The following is a 17,390-nucleotide window of genomic DNA, read 5'->3' on the forward strand; positions in this document are numbered from 1 at the left end:
GCTGTAATCAAGCGCGGAGCGGTCCTGACGGGCCGCCACATCATTGGCGAGGTTCGAGGCGCGCGCCCAATCCGCAAAGACGGCGTGGGTATCGCGATACTCGTCCCCCAGGCTGAAGACAGCGCCGCCGGGCACTACGACACCGGGAAAAGGCGATTGCCCATCGGCGCTGAAAGTACCGATCCCGAAAGAACCCGAAACGAGCCCGGTCACGGGGTCGATGCCATCGGGTTCGGGGCCGCGGGCAGCGGCTTGATAAAACTGTGGTCGCTCAAATTACTCTCCCAGAAATGTTGGATCGTGATGGGCTGAGGATGCTCAGGAGAAATACCGGTCCGGCGGTTCGGAGCTCCACACGTCCATTTCCACGTCGTGGATGTCGTGGATGCGCGTGCCATGAGCGCGGTTCAGGCGATCCGTATCGGTGAAAGTCTCGAACCGATTGCCGTCCGGGTCCCGCCAGACATCGAAAACGTGGCTGCCATGGGGATGGCGGCCAACTCCCCAGATCAAGCCGTACCCCTTTGATTCAAGGTAGCGGTGCGCCATGAATTGGGCTTCAAAGTCTTGCGCCTCGAAGCTGATGTGATGGCAACCTGCCACGCCGTCGCGGCTTTGCATCAGGGCGACAACGTGGTGATCGACCAGTTCGTCACCGCGATCCAGACAGCAGAAGCCGATGATCTGAACCTGCGGCATTCCGGGCACGTGATAGACATCGCTGGGGATCAAGCCGAGCACCTCCTGATACCAAGGCAGCGAGGCCTTGAAGTCGGGCACGAACAGGCCAAGGTGACCAAGTCGGAACAGCTTGGCCGGGGCCATCGGGCGCTTCGGCTCGAACCGCCCGACGCGAGGATAGCCAAGCGGCGAATTCATTTCCCAACCGGGATATGGCTCGCCCGGCTCCTTGCTGCCGGTGCCATGCACCAGATCCACGCGAAAGCCGTTCGGATCGGTCATGGAAACAAACCGTCCGCCCCCTGGCAGGTCGATCTCGGCTACCGCCGTTGCGCCATGCCGGGCCACCGCTTCTTCCAGATCGGCCTCGGAATCCACTTCAAAGGCAAAGCCGATGAAACGCGGGGTCTCTGCCGGGAATGCGACGAAAGCGAATGCGTCGGCGCCAGCGGTTGCCATCACCAGCCGCTCGCTGTTCTTTTCAACCGTGATCAGGCCAAAGTCCTGTGCAAACCGCTCGGTCGCGGCCATGTCCCTCACTTCGAAAGAGACATGGTGCAGATTGCGCAACTTCATTTCAAATCAACTCCCAATTCGCATCATGCAGACTTTCGGACCTGTCGCCGCTAACGTCCAATCGAATATGTAGGTTGCGACTTATCAGTACTGCTGATAAGTCGTGGGAATGCGGTTCGACGGCCTTGACCTTAATCTGCTGGTGGCGCTCGAGGCGCTGATCGAAGAGCGGAACGTCTCGAACGCAGCGCGTCGGCTGCACCTGACGCAGCCTGCCGTGACCGGTGCGCTCAACCGCTTGCGCGATTATTTCCAGGACGATCTGCTGGTCTTGCAGGGCCGCCGGATGCAGCCGACGCCCAAGGCCGAAGCCCTCAGTGGCCCGGTCAAACGAGCGCTCCTGCAGATCAGGGGCGAGATTACGCGCGCCGGAACGTTCGATCCGGCTACGTCCTCGCGCCACTTCCTGATCATCGCGTCGGACTATGCCTTCACCATCGTCCTGGCCGATGCGATCGCGAAGTGTTCGGCCAGTGCCCCGGGCGTCACGTTCGAAATCATCCCGCCCAGCAGTTCCGCCGGTGAGCGGCTGGAGCGCGCCGAAGTCGACCTGTGCCTCACCGTCATGCCCTATGCCAACGCGCGCTATCCCACGCGCGAACTGTGGCGCGACACCGACGTCATCATCAGCTGGGAAGGCGCGGGCTATGGCGCCATCACCGAGGACGTGTTCTTCGGTGCCGGCCATGCCGTGTCCACTTTCGGCCCTGATCGCCGCCCTTCCGTGACCGATAGCCACATCGCCACTTTCGGGCGCGATCGTCGCATCGAAGTGCTGCTCCCCGGATTTGCCGATCTGTGCCGGGCCGTGGTTGGCACCAAGCGCCTGGCCACGATGCACCGCGCCTATGCCGAGCATCTCGCCCAGCACAACCCGATCCGCATCCACGAAACCTGGGCCCCCTTCCCCGAGGTCGTCGAAGTGGCGCAGTGGCACAAGGTGCGCGAAAGCGACACCGGGGTGCATTGGTTGCTCGGTCTCCTGTCAGCCCAGATTGCGGGTCAACCCGCGGCCTGACACCCGCAGGACTTGAGGCCCAGCAGTTCCGCCGCGTTCAACCCAAGGATTCTGGCCTTTACCGGTTCAGGCAAGTGGTCGTGGAACGCCAGGGGATCGGGCTCGGCCATGTCGAAAGGATAGTCCGTACCCATGCATAGACGATCGACGCCATGCGTGGCGACCAGACTGTCCAGCTGCGCCCGGTCGAACACGAGCGTGTCGAGCCACACTTGCCGCAGGTAGGAGGACGGCTCGCGGCTGATATGTTGGCGGCAGTCCTCGCGCGCACGGAATGCGTGGTCCATCCGGCCCCAGTAGGCTGGCAAGTACCCCCACCATGCGCCACGCACAGCTTGAGCCCTGAGTGTGCCTCTAGCACGCCGCCGAAAATCAGGTGGCTCAATGCGATCGAGGATTCGAGCGGGTTGCCGATGATGTTATCAAGGTAATGTTCGGCCAGCCGCGCCCCGTGGGTGAAGCCCAGCGGATGGAGGAAGACAAGCACGCCCAGCTCCTCGGCCGCCGCGAAGAAAGGCCGAAACGCATCGTCGGCCAGTTCGCGCCCTGCCACGTTCGACCCGATCTCCACGCCGCGCAAGCCGAGCGCGTTCACGCAGCGGCGCAGTTCGGCCACCGCCATCGCGACATCCTGTAGCGGCACGGTGCCCATTCCGACCAGCCTGTCGGGATGCTTTGCCGCGGCCTCGGCCACGCCATCGTTCACCAGTCGCGCAGCCTCTCGGCCCACTTCCGGCGGTGCCCAGTAATAGTATTGCCCCGGCGAAGGGCTGATCGCCTGAACGTCCACCCCCAGCCGATCCATGTCGGCAAGGCGTTCGTCCACCCCGTTGAGCTTTCGCCCGACCGTGGCAAACATCTGCGCGTTGGTGGCGCGGGATGCGGGTGACATGAAGGCCATGGGATCGGGCACGTCGCTCACCTGCCCGCGCACGAAGGCCTCGGCCGCCGCGACGTTCAGGTGGCAGTGCAGATCGACCACCAGATGCTTGCCGCGCTGGCTGACTGGGATCGGCGCGCGCTCCGGCCCGCACGTGGTCAGCCGGTCTGTCGCGCTCATGCTTCGGCCTCAAGCATCTGCTCGATCCGCCGCCGCACCTTGACTGCCGGGCCGTCAGCCTTGACCAGCAGTTCACGCTGGATCTGGCAGGCCGTTTCGGCCACAGGCTCGATCGCTTCGATCGCCTCGATGTCCTGCTGGCGGATGCGGCTGTCGGATTCCAGCTGGAACGCATCGAGCTTTGCATCGCCAAGCCGGAAATTGCGCGTGGCGAAGCCGAAGTAATGCGTCGAGTTCGCGGTTTCGGGCGTCATGCCATGCAGGATGTGCAGATGGCCCAGTTCCGGCGGGACAGTATCGTGGCCGGGCACGGCGGTGAACAGCGGCATGTTCGTGCGGATCAGTTCGGGACCGTAGAAATCGGTGACGGACTCCCAGTCGGCCAGTCCTTCGTAGCGGTTTTCAGCGCCCCACATGTCGTCATTGAAGGAACTCCACGGCAGCTTGCCGGTGCGGATCAGGCGGTAGCTGCGCTCGCGCTCCTCCTCGCGCATCGGCATGGCCTTCATCGCATCACCGCCGGGGATGTGCCAGTGCAGGTAGGGCAGATGAGTAAGGTCCATCAGGTTGTCGATCAGCAATTGCGCCCGGCCCTTTACCACGAAATGGTTGGCCGAACTGAAATGCCAGCCCTCCTGGCCCAGACCGAAATCGTCGTATGGCGGGATCAGATCAGGGTCGAGGAGATCCCGGTCACCCATCCAGATCCAGCACAGCGGGCCACGCTCCACCACCGGATAGGTCGGCTGGCAGAAGCCGGCCGAGGTCCCCTGTGAGGGAATTGCGCTGCATTTGCCGTCAGCCTCGAACCGGAAACCGTGATAGCCGCAGACGACGGCGTCTCCTTCGACCCGCCCTTTGGCAAGCGGGAAATAGCGATGCGGGCAGACGCCGTACATCGCAACCGGCGCGCCAGCCTCGGTGCGATAAAGCACCAGCGGCACGTCCAGAATCGTGCGGCCGATTGGCGCACGCCCCACTTCGTGTGAAAATGCGGCAATGTACCAACGATTTTGAACGAACTTGCGATCACTATTGAACGGGTACATCCGAGGTCTCTCTCCACTTTCCCCGAATGATCTAGCTGAAGCTCTGTCCTCCGAATAATCAATATGTCAGTTCTAAACCATCACTCTCGCTTATGGAGAATTGCAAACGCCCTGCGGATTCACGGTTATGAGGCCCGGCGCAATTCCGTCCGCCACCGGCCGAGCCGATCCACCGCATCGTCGAGCATCGCCGCGTTCTTGCAATGGCACAGCCTGACGATGTGATCGGGCCGTCCGTCCCCTTCCCACAGCGCCGAGATGGGGATCGAGGCAACGCCCGCTTCACGCACGGCCCTTTCGCTGAACGTCCGGTCAACCAGCGCTATGCCCGAAGCTGGCAGGTCGATGCAGGTGAACCACGTCGCCACGTTGTCCAGCACGCAGAAACCCTGCTGCTTCAAGCCTGCGATCAGCCGGTCTCGCGTGACCGACCATTGCGCAAGGCAGCCCTGTGCGATCGCCGGATCGGAAAGCGCTTCGGCCACGGCCCATTGTAGCATCGGCGGGGTGGTGAAAGTCAGGAACTGATGCGCGCGGCCGACCACCGCAGCCACTTCGGGGGCGCCCACGATCCAGCCTACCTTCCACCCGGTTGCGCCAAAGATCTTGCCCGCAGAGCCGATCTTCACCGCCCGCTGTACCATGCCCGGCTGGGCCAAAAGCGACGCATGCGCCCGGCCATCGAAGCGCACGTTCTCCCAGACCTCGTCGCAGATCGCGAAAAGATCATGCGCGACGCACAGGCCCGCCAGCATGGCAAGGTCAGCGGGTGACGCCACCGTTCCGGTGGGGTTGAGCGGATCGTTGAGGACAATCGCCCGCGTCCGGGGCGTGATCGCCGCGGCGATCGTGGCGGCGTCGAACGCCCAGACTGGCGGCTTGAGCGCGACAAACACCGGCGTGCCCCCTGCGCGGCGGACCAGCGGCGCATAGGCATCATAGGCGGGCGCGAACAGCAGAACCTCGTCACCGGGCGCAACCACCGCCAGGATGGCCGAAGCCACCGCCTCGGTCGCGCCTGAAGTCACCACGACGCTTTCCGGCGCAAGATCAAGGCCTTGCGTGCGCGCATAGAAGGCTGCCACCGCGTTGCGCAGTTCAGGCAGCCCGGCCATTGGCGGATACTGATGCGATTTCTCCAGCGAGGCATGGGACAATGCGCGCAGCAACTCGGCCGGCGGAGGCCCGTCGGGAAACCCCTGCCCCAGATTGATCGCGCCCAGATCGCGGGCAAGGCCGGACATATGCTCGAAGATGGTCACCGGCATTTCGGCATAGATCGGGTGCAGGTGCGATTGCGGTTCGGTCATCGCCTACCAGCCTAGCCAGCAGCGAGCCCTGCTTGCAATGGCTCCTGACAATCCGCGACGCGTGGACATTTGGGTGGTTGAAGTGAACTGATTTCAGGTGCAATCACCCGCGCCACAAAGCCCATTCGGGCAGAGCGCATTCGGAGAGCACGCAATGGCAGGCATGGTACCGTTCGATTGGGAAGATGCATTGGGGCTGGACAGCCTGCTGACCGACGATGAACGGATGATCCGCGATGCCGCACGCAGCTTCGCGCAAGACCGCCTTGCCCCGCGCGTCATCGATGCATTCGCCAACGAGCATACCGATCCCGAGATTTTCCGCGAGATGGGTAGCCAGGGCCTGCTTGGCGTGACCCTGCCCGAGGACTACGGCTGCGCCAACGCCGGTTACGTGTCCTATGGCCTCGTCGCGCGCGAGGTGGAGCGGATCGATTCCGGCTACCGCTCGATGATGAGCGTGCAGTCCAGCCTCGTGATGTTTCCGATCTTCGAGTACGGCTCGGAGGACCAACGGCGCAAGTATCTGCCAAAGCTGGCCACCGGCGAATGGATCGGCTGCTTCGGGCTGACCGAGCCTGACGCGGGGTCTGACCCGGGCGGGATGCGCACGGTAGCCCGGAAGGTCGATGGAGGCTATGTGCTGAACGGCGCAAAGACCTGGATTTCCAACGCACCGATTGCCGATGTCTTCGTCGTCTGGGCCAAGAGCGAGGCGCATGGCGGCGGCATCCGCGGCTTCGTGCTGGAAAAGGGCATGAAAGGCCTGTCAGCGCCGAAGATCGAGAACAAGGTCAGCTTGCGCGCCTCGATCACGGGGATGATCGTGATGGACGATGTCTTCGTCCCCGAAGAGGCGCTGCTGCCAAACGTGCAGGGCCTGAAAGGACCGTTCGGCTGCCTCAACCGTGCGCGCTATGGCATCTCATGGGGGGCGCTGGGCGCAGCGGAGTTCTGCTACCACGCAGCGCGGCAATACGGGCTTGATCGCCATCAGTTCGGCCGCCCGCTGGCGGGGACGCAGCTTTACCAGAAGAAGCTGGCCGACATGCTGACGGAAATCACGCTGGGCCTTCACGCCTCGCTGCAGGTCGGCCGCCTTATGGACGCGGGCAGGTTCGCGCCCGAAATGATCTCCATCGTCAAGCGCAACAACGTCGGCAAGGCGCTCGACATCGCCCGCATGGCGCGCGACATGCACGGCGGCAATGGCATCTCCGGCGAATATCAGGTGATCCGTCACATGGTGAACCTCGAAACGGTGAACACCTACGAGGGCACGCACGATGTCCACGCGCTGATCCTGGGCCGCGCGATCACCGGGATCGCGGCGTTCTGATCACGAGGTCAGCGTGAACGCGGCGCTGCTTGTGGCGGTCACGCCATCGCGCCGCGCCATGGCCTGACCGATCAGTAGCAGCGCCGGGCCATCGCCAAGCGCCGTGCGCGCCACCAGCGGCAGCAGATCGAGCCGCGTGTGGAACTGGCGCTCTTCGGGAAGGCTGGCCGCCTCAACCAATGCAACCGGTGTATCGCCGGGAAGCCCGGCCTCGATCAGCCCGCGTGACACCGCGCCGGCCGAGGACTTGCCCATATAGACCGCCAGCGTCGCTTCGGGATCGGCCAGCGAGGCCCAATCGAGCGAAAGGGCTTCGCCCGCGCGGACATGCGCAGTCACGAAAGTCAGCTTGCGAGCGAGGCCGCGCAGGGTGAGCGAGGCCCCGAGGCTGGCCGCAGCGCCACTGGCGGCAGTCACGCCGGGACAGATCTGCACCGCCACGCCCGCCGCGCGGCAGGCGTGAAGCTCTTCAGTCGCCCGGCCGAATATCGCCGGGTCCCCACCTTTGAGGCGGACGACGCGGTGCCCCGCCAGCGCGGCTTCCACGATCAGGCTGTCGATCGTCTCCTGCGCCTTGGAATGCCGCCCCGAGCGTTTGCCGACATGGACCAGGCTCGCACCCGGTGCGGCCAGCGCCAAAACTCCGGGGGAAACCAGCGCATCGTGGAAGATCATGCTGGCCGTTGCAATCAGCCGCTCCGCCTTGCGCGTAAGCAGTTCGGGATCGCCCGGACCGGCACCGACGAGCCACACCGAACCCGCTGGAAAATCGCTCATTGCGCTGCCTCCTCGCATGTCTCGTTCCATTCGCGCAGCAGCCGGGCGATGGCCGGGCGGCACGAACCGCAGTTGGTCCCCGCGCCACAGGCCCTGCCCACTTCCGTCACGGTCACCGCGCCCTGCTCTGCCTCGGCGAGAATCCGGTTTGTGCCGATGCCATGGCAGACGCAGACCACCGGGCCGCGATCCGGCGCAGGCGCGCTGGGCCGCGCGGCCAGCAGTTCGGGCAGGAGAGCACCGCTCGAACCCAGTTGCGCCGCGATCCACTCACGCGGCGGCAATTGCCCGGTGCGGGTGATGAACAGCGCTCCGGCCATCGCACCGCTGCCATCGACCACGGCAAGACGGCGCATGCCCCGCGCCAGATCGACCGCCTCGCTGCGATTGCCGGCGGGCAACAGGGCATCGGCATCGACAGCGCCATTGCCGGCAAGCTCATAGAGCCAACCGCCAGCGATCGCCGATCGGCTCCACCAAACAAGGCCTTCGGGCGCGATCGGTTCACGGCGGACGAGAAATCCGCGCCATTCGCTGCTGACCGGTTCGATCCGGCAGGCATTGTTCTTGAAGCCAGGCTGGCCCGACACCGGATCGACCGATTGATCCGGAAGGAGGTTGCCGCGCCCGCCGCTGGCCATGGCATCGGTCCAGTGCATCGGCACGAAGATCTGGCCCCGACCCTGCGCATCGGTCACGCCCACGCGGAACACCGAACTGCCCGATGCCGAGACCACGCGGGCAAGCGCGCCATCGGCAATGCCTGCCGCAGCAGCATCGGCAGGATGCACTTCCAGCAGCGGTTCGCGGCGGTGCTGGGCCAGCGTCGGCGAAAGCCCGGTGCGCGTCATCGTGTGCCACTGGTCGCGATAGCGCCCGGTGTTGAGGCGCAGCGGGAACCGGGGTTCAGCGGCGCGAGTGCGCGGCTCTACCGGCACGATCTTCATCTCGCGGCCCTGCAGCGGATGGCGTCCGCCCCAGTTGAACGGCTCAAGCGCTTCATAGTCTGCGTCGGCAATCCCGGCATGCGCAGTCAGGTCGAGAACCTTGCCGTGCTTTACCGAAAGCGCAGTCATCGCGGCGTATTCGCGGAACACGGCGGCGGCGTTGGGCCAGGCAAATCCAGCAAAGCCCATGGCCTGGGCAACGTCGGCAATGATCGCCCAATCGGCCCTCGCCTCACCCGGCGCGGCAAACAGAGCGCGCTGGCGGCTTACACGTCGTTCGGAATTGGTGACGGTGCCGTCCTTCTCGCCCCAGGCCAGCGCGGGCAGGCGGATGTGGGCGAGCCGTGCCGTATCTGTATCGGCGATCACGTCCGATACGACCAGCGTCTCGCACTTGGCCAAGGCTTCGCGCACGAAGCCGGCATCGGGCATCGAAACGGCGGGATTGGTGGCCATCACCCACAGGAACTTGACGCGGCCATCGTGCACGGCGCGGAACAGGTCCACGGCCTTGAGCCCGGGGCCGCTGCACATGCGCGGAGCCTGCCAGAACGCGGCGGCATCGGACAGTTCGTTTTCGGAAAAGCCGAGATGGCAGGCCAGCATATTGGCCAGCCCGCCCACCTCGCGCCCGCCCATGGCGTTGGGCTGCCCTGTCATCGAGAACGGCCCCATGCCCGGCGCATTGATCCGGCCCAAGGCGAGGTGCAGGTTGATGATCGCGTTGCCCTTGTCGGTCCCGGCAACCGACTGGTTTGCGCCCATCGAGAACACCGTGACCATGCACGGGTGCGCGGCGACAAGATCGGCCAGTGCGTCGAAGGTTTCGGGCGGGACGCCATGGTCGCCCATGGCCGGGACCGGATCGGCAAGGCCGCGCCGATCCATCTCCGCCAGCAACGCGTTGAACAGCGCTACGTCGCCATCCGGCTGAACCGGCACGTGAAGATCGGCCTGTTCGGCAGTTTCGGTGCGGCGCGGATCGATCACCACGATCTTCGTGCCCCGCGCCTCCCGCGCAGCCTCGATCCTCTGCCAGATCACCGGGTGGCACCATGCCGTGTTCGAGCCGACAAGCAGGATCAGGTCCGCTTCGTCGAGATCATCGTAGGTGACCGGCACCACGTCCTCGCCGAAGGCGCGGTTGTGCGCGGCGACGGCGCTGGCCATGCACAGGCGGCTGTTGGTGTCGATGTTGGCGCTGCCGACGAAGCCCTTCATCAGCTTGTTGGCGACATAGTAGTCCTCGGTCAGCAGCTGGCCGGAGACGTAAAGCGCCACGCTGTCAGGCCCATGGCGTTCGATGCAATCGCGCATCCTGGCGGCAACTTGGTGGAGCGCTTCGTCCCACCCGGCGCGGGCATTGCCGATCATCGGATGCAGCAGGCGCCCTTCCAGCCCAACCGTCTCGCCCAGATGCGTGCCCTTGGAACAGAGCCTGCCGAAGTTGGCGGGATGCTCGCGGTCGCCCTTGATCGTGACCGCGCGCTCCCCCGTCACCTCGGCGCGAATGCCGCAGCCGACGCCGCAATAGGCGCAGGTGGTGCGAACCTGCTTCAAGCGGCGCGCTTCCCGACCACGGCCGAGCGCAGCAGGTACATGCGCCCGGCATCGACCTTCATCGGCACTGTGGGTACGCACCCCTTATCCTCGCCCAGCGCCTCTCCGGTCTTGAGCGAAATGTTCCAGTTGTGCAGCGGGCAGGTGACGACATTGCCGTGGACGATGCCCTGTGACAGCGGCCCCTGCTTGTGCGGGCACTTGTTCACCAGCGCGTAGAACTCGTTCTTGAGCGTGCGGAACACCGCAATCTCGTCCGATCCCACCACCGGCAGCGTGCGTGCGGTGCCGGGGGTGATCTGGTCAACGTGACCGATGTCGAGCCATTCGCCGATCATGCTGCGAACTCCGTGATCGAAAGGGGGCGCACTTCGGCAAGGTGCTGGTGCAGGTCGGCATCCTTGCCCGCCACGCGCTCGGCCCAGGGGTCGTCCTGACAGAAAGTCTGCGAATAGCGGAACCTCGCGGCGAGGCGCTTGACGCTGTCGGGATCGTCGAACAGGCCCGACTTCACATGGTCGAGGCCCACCCGCTCGATCCACGGGGCAGTGCGTTCAAGGTAGTGCGCCTGTTCGCGGTAGAGCTGGATGAAGGCGGCGCAGACATCCATCGCCTCTGCCTCGGTCGTCACCTTGCACAGGAGGTCGGTGGCGCGGACCTTGATCCCGCCATTGCCGCCTACGTGAAGTTCGTAGCCTGAGTCGACGCAGACCACGCCGAAGTCCTTGATCGTGGCCTCGGCGCAATTGCGCGGGCAGCCCGATACGGCGATCTTGAACTTGTGCGGCATCCACGAACCCCAGGTCATGCGCTCCAGCTTTACGCCGAGGCCGGTGGAATCCTGCGTGCCGAAGCGACACCATTCGCTGCCGACGCAAGTCTTCACCGTGCGCAGGGACTTGCCATAGGCGTGGCCCGAGACCATCCCGGCGGCATTGAGATCGGCCCAGACGGCGGGCAAATCCTCTTTCCTGATCCCGAAGATGTCGAGCCGCTGGCCGCCGGTGACCTTGACCATCGGCGCGTTGTACTTTTCCACCACATCGGCAATCGCGCGCAACTCGCGCGGGTTGGTGAGGCCACCCCACATGCGCGGGACGACCGAATAGGTGCCGTCCTTCTGGATATTGGCGTGGAGGCGTTCGTTGACGAAGCGGCTCTTCTGGTCGTCCTCGTATTCCCCCGGCCAGGCGCAGAGCAGGTAGTAATTCAGCGCCGGGCGGCACGAGGAGCAGCCATCGGGCGTGGTCCAGTGCAGCTCCTGCATCACCTGCGGGATGGCCTTGAGGCTCTTCTCGATAATCAGGCGGCGGACATCATCGTGGCTGAAGCTGGTGCACTTGCACAACGTCTTCGGACCCGACTGAACTTCACCGCCCAATGTGATCGCCAGCAGACTTTCGACGAGGCCGGTGCAGGACCCGCAAGAGGCCGAAGCCTTGCAGGTGCTGCGCACGGCATCGAGGCTGCACGCGCCTGCGTTGATGGTCTCGATGACCTTGCCCTTGGAAACGCCGTTGCAGCCGCAGATTTCTGCGTCGTCCGAAAGGGCTGCAACGGCGGCATTAGGGTCCAGCGGGGCGCCTCCGCTGGAAAAGGCCTGACCGAAGATCAGCGCCTCGCGGATATCGGAAATGTCCTCGCCCTTCTTCAGCAGGTCGAAGTACCAGTTGCCATCGGCGGTATCGCCATAAAGCACCGCGCCGACGAGCTTGTTGCCCTTTACGACAACGCGCTTGTAGAGCCCGCGCGCGGCATCGCGCATGACGATGTCCTCCGCGCCATCTCCGCCCGAAAAGTCACCTGCAGAAAACAGGTCGATTCCAGAAACCTTGAGCTTGGTCGAGGTTACTGAACCTCCATATCCGCTGGGCATTTCGCAGGCTGCATCGGCCAGCGCGCGGCACATGTCCCACAGCGGCACGACCAGGCCATAGCAGGCCCCGCGGTGCTGCACGCATTCGCCCACCGCCATGATCGCGGGGTCGCTGGTGATCATGTGGTCGTCAACCACCACGCCGCGCTCGACATTCAGGCCCGCTGCCTTGGCGAGGCCGGTCGCCGGACGGATGCCGACCGCCATGACCACGATGTCAGCCGCAAACTCGCGCCCGTCCTTGAGCTTCACCCCGGCAACATGGCCGTCCTTGCCGATGATCTCGGCGGTATCGCCACCGGTCACGATGGTCTGGCCGCGGCGTTCCAGTTCGGTCTTGAGCAGGTAACCGGCCGCTTCATCAAGTTGGCGCTCCATCAGCGTCGGCATCAAGTGAACGACGGTGACCTTCATGCCGCGCAGCGAGAGGCCATGCGCTGCCTCCAGCCCGAGCAGGCCACCGCCGATCACCACGGCTGAACCGCCCCTTTCGGCGGCAGCCAACATCTTGTCGACGTCATCCAGGTCGCGGAACGTGACCACACCCGCCAGATCCTTGCCGGGCACCGGGATGATGAACGGATCGGAGCCGGTGGCGATCAAAAGCCGGTCGTAGGGTTCGACCCGGCCGGACTTGGCCACGACCGTCTGTGTTGCGCGGTCGATCGAGACGACCGGATCGCCGGAAACCAGCGTGATGCCGTTGTCGGCGTACCAGTCGTCACCGTTGATGACGATGTCCTCGAATGCCTTTTCGCCTGCAAGGACCGGCGAGAGCATGATGCGGTTGTAGTTCACCCGCGGTTCCGCGCCGAAGATCGTCACGTCGAAGCGCGCAGGATCGCGGGCAAGGATCTCCTCGACGGCGCGGCACCCGGCCATGCCGTTGCCAATCACCACCAGCCGCTCCTTCACGGGCGCAGTCCGGTCCTTTTCCATCAGGGTAGCAGGGGCGTTCACGCAAACGTTCCTTCGCAGACGCGTGAACACAAAAAAGCCGCCCGAACACATCCCGATTGGGAGGTCTGGGCGGCGACGTTGCCACGCGATGTTGATCTGTTCGGCCTTGCGCTGGATCGCCCGTCCTTGGGCGGCACTGCGGCCTTCGCTTACTTGGCTAACCGATTCGGGGGCTGCACTGCAAGGGTTATTTTGCAGTGCAGCACGCCAGTGTCAGAACGCCACCTCGGCCTGCAACCACAGGATCTGGCGATCCACGCCGAACTTGTCGGCATTGTAGTTGGCATACTTGACCAGCCAGCCGACCTTTTCCGTCCTGAAGCCCAGGCTCGCGTCCCATTCGGTGCCGAATTTCACGTTGCCGATGTCGCTGTGAAACTCGTGATATGTGACGTTGGCGTTGAGGCCCTGCACGGCCTTCACCTTGGGGAAGACCTTGGCCAGCGTGAGGTAAGTGTCCTCAAGACCATTGCCCGGCGTGGTCAGGAACAGGTCGGCCCAGCCGTTGAACTTGTGCAGCGTGGCGAGTGGCGTCTGGAATGCCTTGCCGGCGGACTTGTCCGCGCCCAGCTTCTCGTAGCCGCCGGTCAGGGTGAAGCCCTGGTACGCCAACCCCAGCTCGCCGACCATGAAATCAGCCTCGTAATTCACCGGGTTGCGGCCAATGTCCATCTGCCGCGCATAGCTCGCCAGCACGTTGAGCTTGACCGCTTTCGACAGCGGGACGGTGCCGGAGATGCGCCCGCCATATGTCTGCGAGGAGTTGGCGAAGGCGAAGGCTTCGTCGTAATCGAGGATATAGGAAAAGCCCTTCACCTGCAGGGGGCCGGCCTTCACGCCCGCCTGCACGAACACGAAGTCCCCGTCCATCGCGCGGCGCGGCCCGGCTTCGGATCCGAAGATCGAATCCTGCTGGATCGCATAAGTCGCATCGAGGCTGACCGGGCCAAGCGTGGCTTCGGCGCGCACCGCATCGAAGGTCTGCTCGTTCTGCCGCCAGGCAACCGAGCCCACGAAGCGCTGGTCATCGAGGTTGATGCGCTGGCGGCCCACGGTCAGCGCAAAGTCCTTCACCTTGTACATGATCTGCGCGCGATTGAGGTCGATGCTCTCGCCATCGGCGACCACGGCATACTGCGGGCGCCGCTGCGCACTGCCGGGCAGGGCAAACGGGAAGGCATTGTATTCGTTGTTCAGACCGAGCGTGCCTTCGGCCTCGACCAGGACGGAAAGGTGCGATGGCGCGTGCTTCAGCTCGACACCGGTGCGCAGGCGCACGGTCAGCGCATCGGCGTCGACCGTCGGCTGGTCCACACCCTCGTAGCGAATGCGCGCATCGATAATCGGGTCGAGCGTCAGCCCCTCCCCACCGGCACCGGATCGCCGAACGCGGGCTTGCCCGCCGCGTACGCCGGATGTGCGAAGGCGATCGACGACGCGAACAGCGTCGCCGCGAATGCAGTCTTTTTCATGTTTCCCTCCTGAACCCCTCAAAGAAGGCCGTTCAGGCATCCTCTCGAAATCAACCGCGCCTCAGGCGGCGTGGACCTTTGGCCCGTGATCGTATTCCGCAAGGAAGCGCAGCACTTCCTGGCGGTAGGCGTAAAAGTCCGGGTGCTTGAGCAGCGCCTTGCGATCGCGCGGGCGCGGCAGATCGACCTTGAGGACCTTGCCGATGGTAGCGTTGGGCCCATTGGTCATCATCACCACACGGTCTGCCAGCAGGATCGCCTCGTCGACATCGTGCGTGACCATGATCGCCGTCACCTTGGTGCGGTTCCACACTTCGACCAGCACGTCCTGCAGGTCCCAGCGGGTCAGGCTGTCGAGCATGCCGAAGGGCTCGTCCAGCAGCAGCAGGCGCGGCGACAGGGCGAAGGCGCGGGCAATGCCGACACGCTGGCGCATGCCGTTGGACATCTCCGCCGCCATCTTGTCCTTGGCATCGGCAAGGCCGACGCGCTCAAGGTAATAGTCGATGATCTCGCGCCGTTCCGAACGTGTAGCGTGCGGATAGACCCGCTCCACCCCCAGCGCCACGTTCTGCCGCGCGGTCAGCCACGGCATCAGGCTCGGCGCCTGGAACACGACTGCCTTGTCCGGCCCCGCCACGTCGATCTCGCGGTTGTCGAGGATTATGCCGCCCTTGCTGATCTCGTTCAGCCCGGCCGCCATGGTCAGCACGGTGGACTTGCCGCAACCCGAATGGCCGATCAGCGAGATGAACTCGCCCTTGTCCATCATCAGGTTGAAATCCTCGACCACGGTGAGCGGCCCCTTTGGCGTCGGGTAGACCTTGTGGAGTTTCCAGAACTCCATGTAGCGCCGCGTCGCGCCCTTCTTGGCCGCATCTTGATAGGCCTTGGGCGGCGGCGCCAGGTCCAGGGGCAGGACATTCGGCAAATGCCCGAAATCAGTGCCCTGCGCGGCCTTCTCGCCCGCAAGCCCGCCAAGGTAACTGACGATTTCGGTGCGCAGCTTCTGGAATTCGACGCTGTCGTTTACCGCTTCGCGGTCGCGGGGGCGCGGCAGAGTCACCGGGAAGATTTTCCCGATTCTTGCCGCCGGAGCGGGCGTAAGCACGGCCACTCGATCCGCCAGCAGCAGCGCCTCGTCGACGTCGTTGGTGACGAGGATGATCGTGCGCTTTTCTTCCTCGCGGATACGGTCGATCTCGTCCTGCAGCTTGGCGCGGGTCAGCGCATCGAGCGCCGAAAGCGGCTCGTCCAGCAGCAGGATTTCCGGCTCCATCGCCAGCGCGCGGGCGACCGAGACGCGCTGGCGCATTCCGCCCGAAAGCTGTGCGGGCTTGCGGTCCATGGCATGGCCGAGGCCGACCAGTTCGACCTTCTGCTTCACGAGCGCCGCGCGCTGCTCCTTGCTGCGGTCCTTGTGCACCGCATCCACCGCCAGCGCGACATTCTGTTCGACCGTCAGCCAGGGGAACAGCGAATAGGACTGGAAGACGAGGCCGCGATCCTTGTCCGGCCCGTCAATCGCCTGCCCGTGCAGCAGGATCTCGCCCGCATCGGGTTCGACGAGGCCAGCGATCGAGGAGATCAGCGTCGTCTTGCCGGCGCCCGAGAAGCCGAGGATCGCGATGAATTCACCTTCCTCGACATCCAGATCGATGCCGCCGAGGACTTCGCTCACGCCGCCGGTCTTGCCGGTGTAGCTCTTGCGGACGTCTTTCAGGGAAAGGATCGTGGCCATGGTGCGTCCCTTTCTCAGACGGTGCGGTTGCGGCTGACGAAGGATTGCAGCGCCATCATCACGCGGTCGAGGGCGAAGCCGATCAGGCCGATCACCACCACCGCCACCATGATGCGCGCCAGCGACTTCTCGGACCCATTCTGGAACTCGTCCCACACGAACTTGCCGAGGCCGGGGTTCTGCGCGAGCATTTCCGCCGCGATCAGCACCATCCAGCCCGTGCCAAGCGACAGGCGCATGCCGGTGAAGATATAGGGCAGCGACGAGGGCAGGACGAGGCGGGTGAGCTTGGCAAACCAGCCGAGGCGCAGCACGCGGCCCACCGCGATCAGGTCCTTGTCGATGCTGGCCGTGCCGATGGCGGTATTGATCAGCGTCGGCCAGAGCGAGCACAGCATGACGACCACGGCCGAAATGATGAAGCTCTTGGCCAGCGTCGGATCGTCGCTGGTGACCGATGCCGAGACCACCATTGTCACGATCGGCAGCCACGCCAGCGGGCTGACCGGGCGCATCACCTGCACCAGCGGATTGATCGCGGCGTTGACCCGCTTCGACATGCCCGCGACAAGTCCGAGCGGCACGGCCAACAACGTCGCCAGCACAAAGCCTGCCGCCACCGTCTCGAGGCTGGTGAAGATCTGGTCGATGAAGGTCGGCGGGCCGGTATAGGCATAGCCCGCGGCCACGGCTTCGGCGGCGGCTACGCGCGAGGCGGCGGCTTCGTCGAGCAGGCCGCCAAAGGCCGACCAGACATCGCCCGGCCCAGGGAGTGTACCGAGCGATGTCTGTACCAGCGGCGCCAGCATCGCCCAAAGCGCGAGGAAGCCGCCGATCCCCGCCAGTGGAGGCCAGAGCGCATCGAGCGCGGCGCGGCCCAAGGGAATCTTGATCCCGAACGGCAGCGCCTTTTCCGGCTTCGCAGCAACTTCCACAGTAGTCTCCGGTGCCGTTTGCGGGAGGAGGGCAGCGCCCCCTCCATCACTTCCGCTTCGGTGCCGACGAATTCGTCCTTGCGCAATGC

12 protein-coding genes and 1 pseudogene are annotated in these 17,390 nt (G+C 64.6%); 2 read left to right on the forward strand and 11 right to left on the reverse strand.

The window, feature by feature from the left end:
- Nucleotides 1-318 precede the first annotated feature (318 nt).
- Nucleotides 319-1,257: a VOC family protein gene (locus C7W88_RS17785; RefSeq protein ID WP_118074934.1), complete on the reverse strand. Its 939-nt coding sequence runs from the start codon at nt 1,255-1,257 to the stop codon at nt 319-321.
- A gap of 109 nt (nt 1,258-1,366) precedes the next feature.
- On the opposite strand from C7W88_RS17785, the gene C7W88_RS17790 reads away from it, so the two are divergent.
- The gene (locus C7W88_RS17790; RefSeq protein ID WP_118074935.1) at nt 1,367-2,275 is read left to right on the forward strand and encodes a LysR family transcriptional regulator; all 909 of its coding nucleotides are present in this window, start codon (nt 1,367-1,369) and stop codon (nt 2,273-2,275) included.
- On the opposite strand, the pseudogene C7W88_RS17795 reads toward C7W88_RS17790, so the two are convergent.
- From C7W88_RS17795 to C7W88_RS17805, 3 genes and pseudogenes are all read right to left on the reverse strand, one after another.
- A pseudogene (locus C7W88_RS17795) lies at nt 2,260-3,335 on the reverse strand (amidohydrolase family protein). The gene C7W88_RS17790 and the pseudogene C7W88_RS17795 sit on opposite strands and share 16 nt — an antisense overlap.
- On the reverse strand, nt 3,332-4,315 hold the full coding sequence (locus tag C7W88_RS17800; RefSeq protein ID WP_240345072.1) for an aromatic ring-hydroxylating dioxygenase subunit alpha: 984 nt from the start codon (nt 4,313-4,315) through the stop codon (nt 3,332-3,334). Before C7W88_RS17800 ends, C7W88_RS17795 begins: the two are co-directional and overlap by 4 nt.
- A gap of 194 nt (nt 4,316-4,509) precedes the next feature.
- On the reverse strand, nt 4,510-5,694 hold the full coding sequence (locus C7W88_RS17805) for an aminotransferase (RefSeq protein ID WP_118074937.1): 1,185 nt from the start codon (nt 5,692-5,694) through the stop codon (nt 4,510-4,512).
- A 154-nt stretch (nt 5,695-5,848) separates the two neighbouring features.
- Here C7W88_RS17805 and C7W88_RS17810 point away from each other — a divergent pair, with 154 nt between their 5' ends.
- The gene (locus tag C7W88_RS17810; RefSeq protein ID WP_118074938.1) at nt 5,849-7,033 is read left to right on the forward strand and encodes an acyl-CoA dehydrogenase; all 1,185 of its coding nucleotides are present in this window, start codon (nt 5,849-5,851) and stop codon (nt 7,031-7,033) included.
- On the opposite strand, the gene cobA is transcribed toward C7W88_RS17810, so the two are convergent.
- From cobA to C7W88_RS17845, 7 genes are all read right to left on the reverse strand, one after another.
- Complete coding sequence (cobA, locus tag C7W88_RS17815) at nt 7,034-7,810, reverse strand: uroporphyrinogen-III C-methyltransferase (protein ID WP_118074939.1); 777 nt, start codon at nt 7,808-7,810, stop codon at nt 7,034-7,036.
- Nucleotides 7,807-10,317, reverse strand: coding sequence for a molybdopterin-dependent oxidoreductase (locus C7W88_RS17820; RefSeq protein WP_118074940.1), 2,511 nt, complete (start codon nt 10,315-10,317; stop codon nt 7,807-7,809). Before C7W88_RS17820 ends, cobA begins: the two co-directional genes overlap by 4 nt.
- Nucleotides 10,314-10,655, reverse strand: a complete 342-nt coding sequence (nirD, locus tag C7W88_RS17825; protein ID WP_118074941.1) for a nitrite reductase small subunit NirD — start codon at nt 10,653-10,655, stop codon at nt 10,314-10,316. The genes C7W88_RS17820 and nirD overlap by 4 nt, the downstream gene beginning before the upstream one ends.
- A complete protein-coding gene (nirB, locus tag C7W88_RS17830; protein WP_118074942.1) occupies nt 10,652-13,132 on the reverse strand; it encodes a nitrite reductase large subunit NirB in 2,481 nt (826 codons plus the stop codon). The genes nirD and nirB overlap by 4 nt, the downstream gene beginning before the upstream one ends.
- A gap of 234 nt (nt 13,133-13,366) precedes the next feature.
- Complete coding sequence (locus tag C7W88_RS17835; RefSeq protein ID WP_240345073.1) at nt 13,367-14,467, reverse strand: alginate export family protein; 1,101 nt, start codon at nt 14,465-14,467, stop codon at nt 13,367-13,369.
- Nucleotides 14,468-14,686: 219 nt separating this feature from the next.
- Nucleotides 14,687-16,366, reverse strand: a complete 1,680-nt coding sequence (locus C7W88_RS17840; protein WP_118074943.1) for an ABC transporter ATP-binding protein — start codon at nt 16,364-16,366, stop codon at nt 14,687-14,689.
- A gap of 14 nt (nt 16,367-16,380) precedes the next feature.
- On the reverse strand, nt 16,381-17,301 hold the full coding sequence (locus tag C7W88_RS17845; protein ID WP_370073272.1) for an ABC transporter permease: 921 nt from the start codon (nt 17,299-17,301) through the stop codon (nt 16,381-16,383).
- Nucleotides 17,302-17,390: the final 89 nt, after the last annotated feature.

It is taken from the genome of Novosphingobium sp. THN1 (assembly GCF_003454795.1).
In the GTDB taxonomy this organism is placed as follows: domain Bacteria; phylum Pseudomonadota; class Alphaproteobacteria; order Sphingomonadales; family Sphingomonadaceae; genus Novosphingobium.

What these genes read in the sequence shown, in the direction of transcription:
- C7W88_RS17785 (WP_118074934.1), bottom strand. Translation starts at nt 1,257, where the DNA reads ATGAAGTTGCGCAATCTGCACCATGTCTCTTTCGAAGTGAGGGACATG.
- C7W88_RS17790 (WP_118074935.1), top strand. Translation starts at nt 1,367, where the DNA reads ATGCGGTTCGACGGCCTTGACCTTAATCTGCTGGTGGCGCTCGAGGCG.
- C7W88_RS17805 (WP_118074937.1), bottom strand. Translation starts at nt 5,694, where the DNA reads ATGACCGAACCGCAATCGCACCTGCACCCGATCTATGCCGAAATGCCG.
- C7W88_RS17810 (WP_118074938.1), top strand. Translation starts at nt 5,849, where the DNA reads ATGGCAGGCATGGTACCGTTCGATTGGGAAGATGCATTGGGGCTGGAC.
- cobA (WP_118074939.1), bottom strand. Translation starts at nt 7,810, where the DNA reads ATGAGCGATTTTCCAGCGGGTTCGGTGTGGCTCGTCGGTGCCGGTCCG.
- nirD (WP_118074941.1), bottom strand. Translation starts at nt 10,655, where the DNA reads ATGATCGGCGAATGGCTCGACATCGGTCACGTTGACCAGATCACCCCC.
- nirB (WP_118074942.1), bottom strand. Translation starts at nt 13,132, where the DNA reads ATGGAAAAGGACCGGACTGCGCCCGTGAAGGAGCGGCTGGTGGTGATT.
- C7W88_RS17840 (WP_118074943.1), bottom strand. Translation starts at nt 16,366, where the DNA reads ATGGCCACGATCCTTTCCCTGAAAGACGTCCGCAAGAGCTACACCGGC.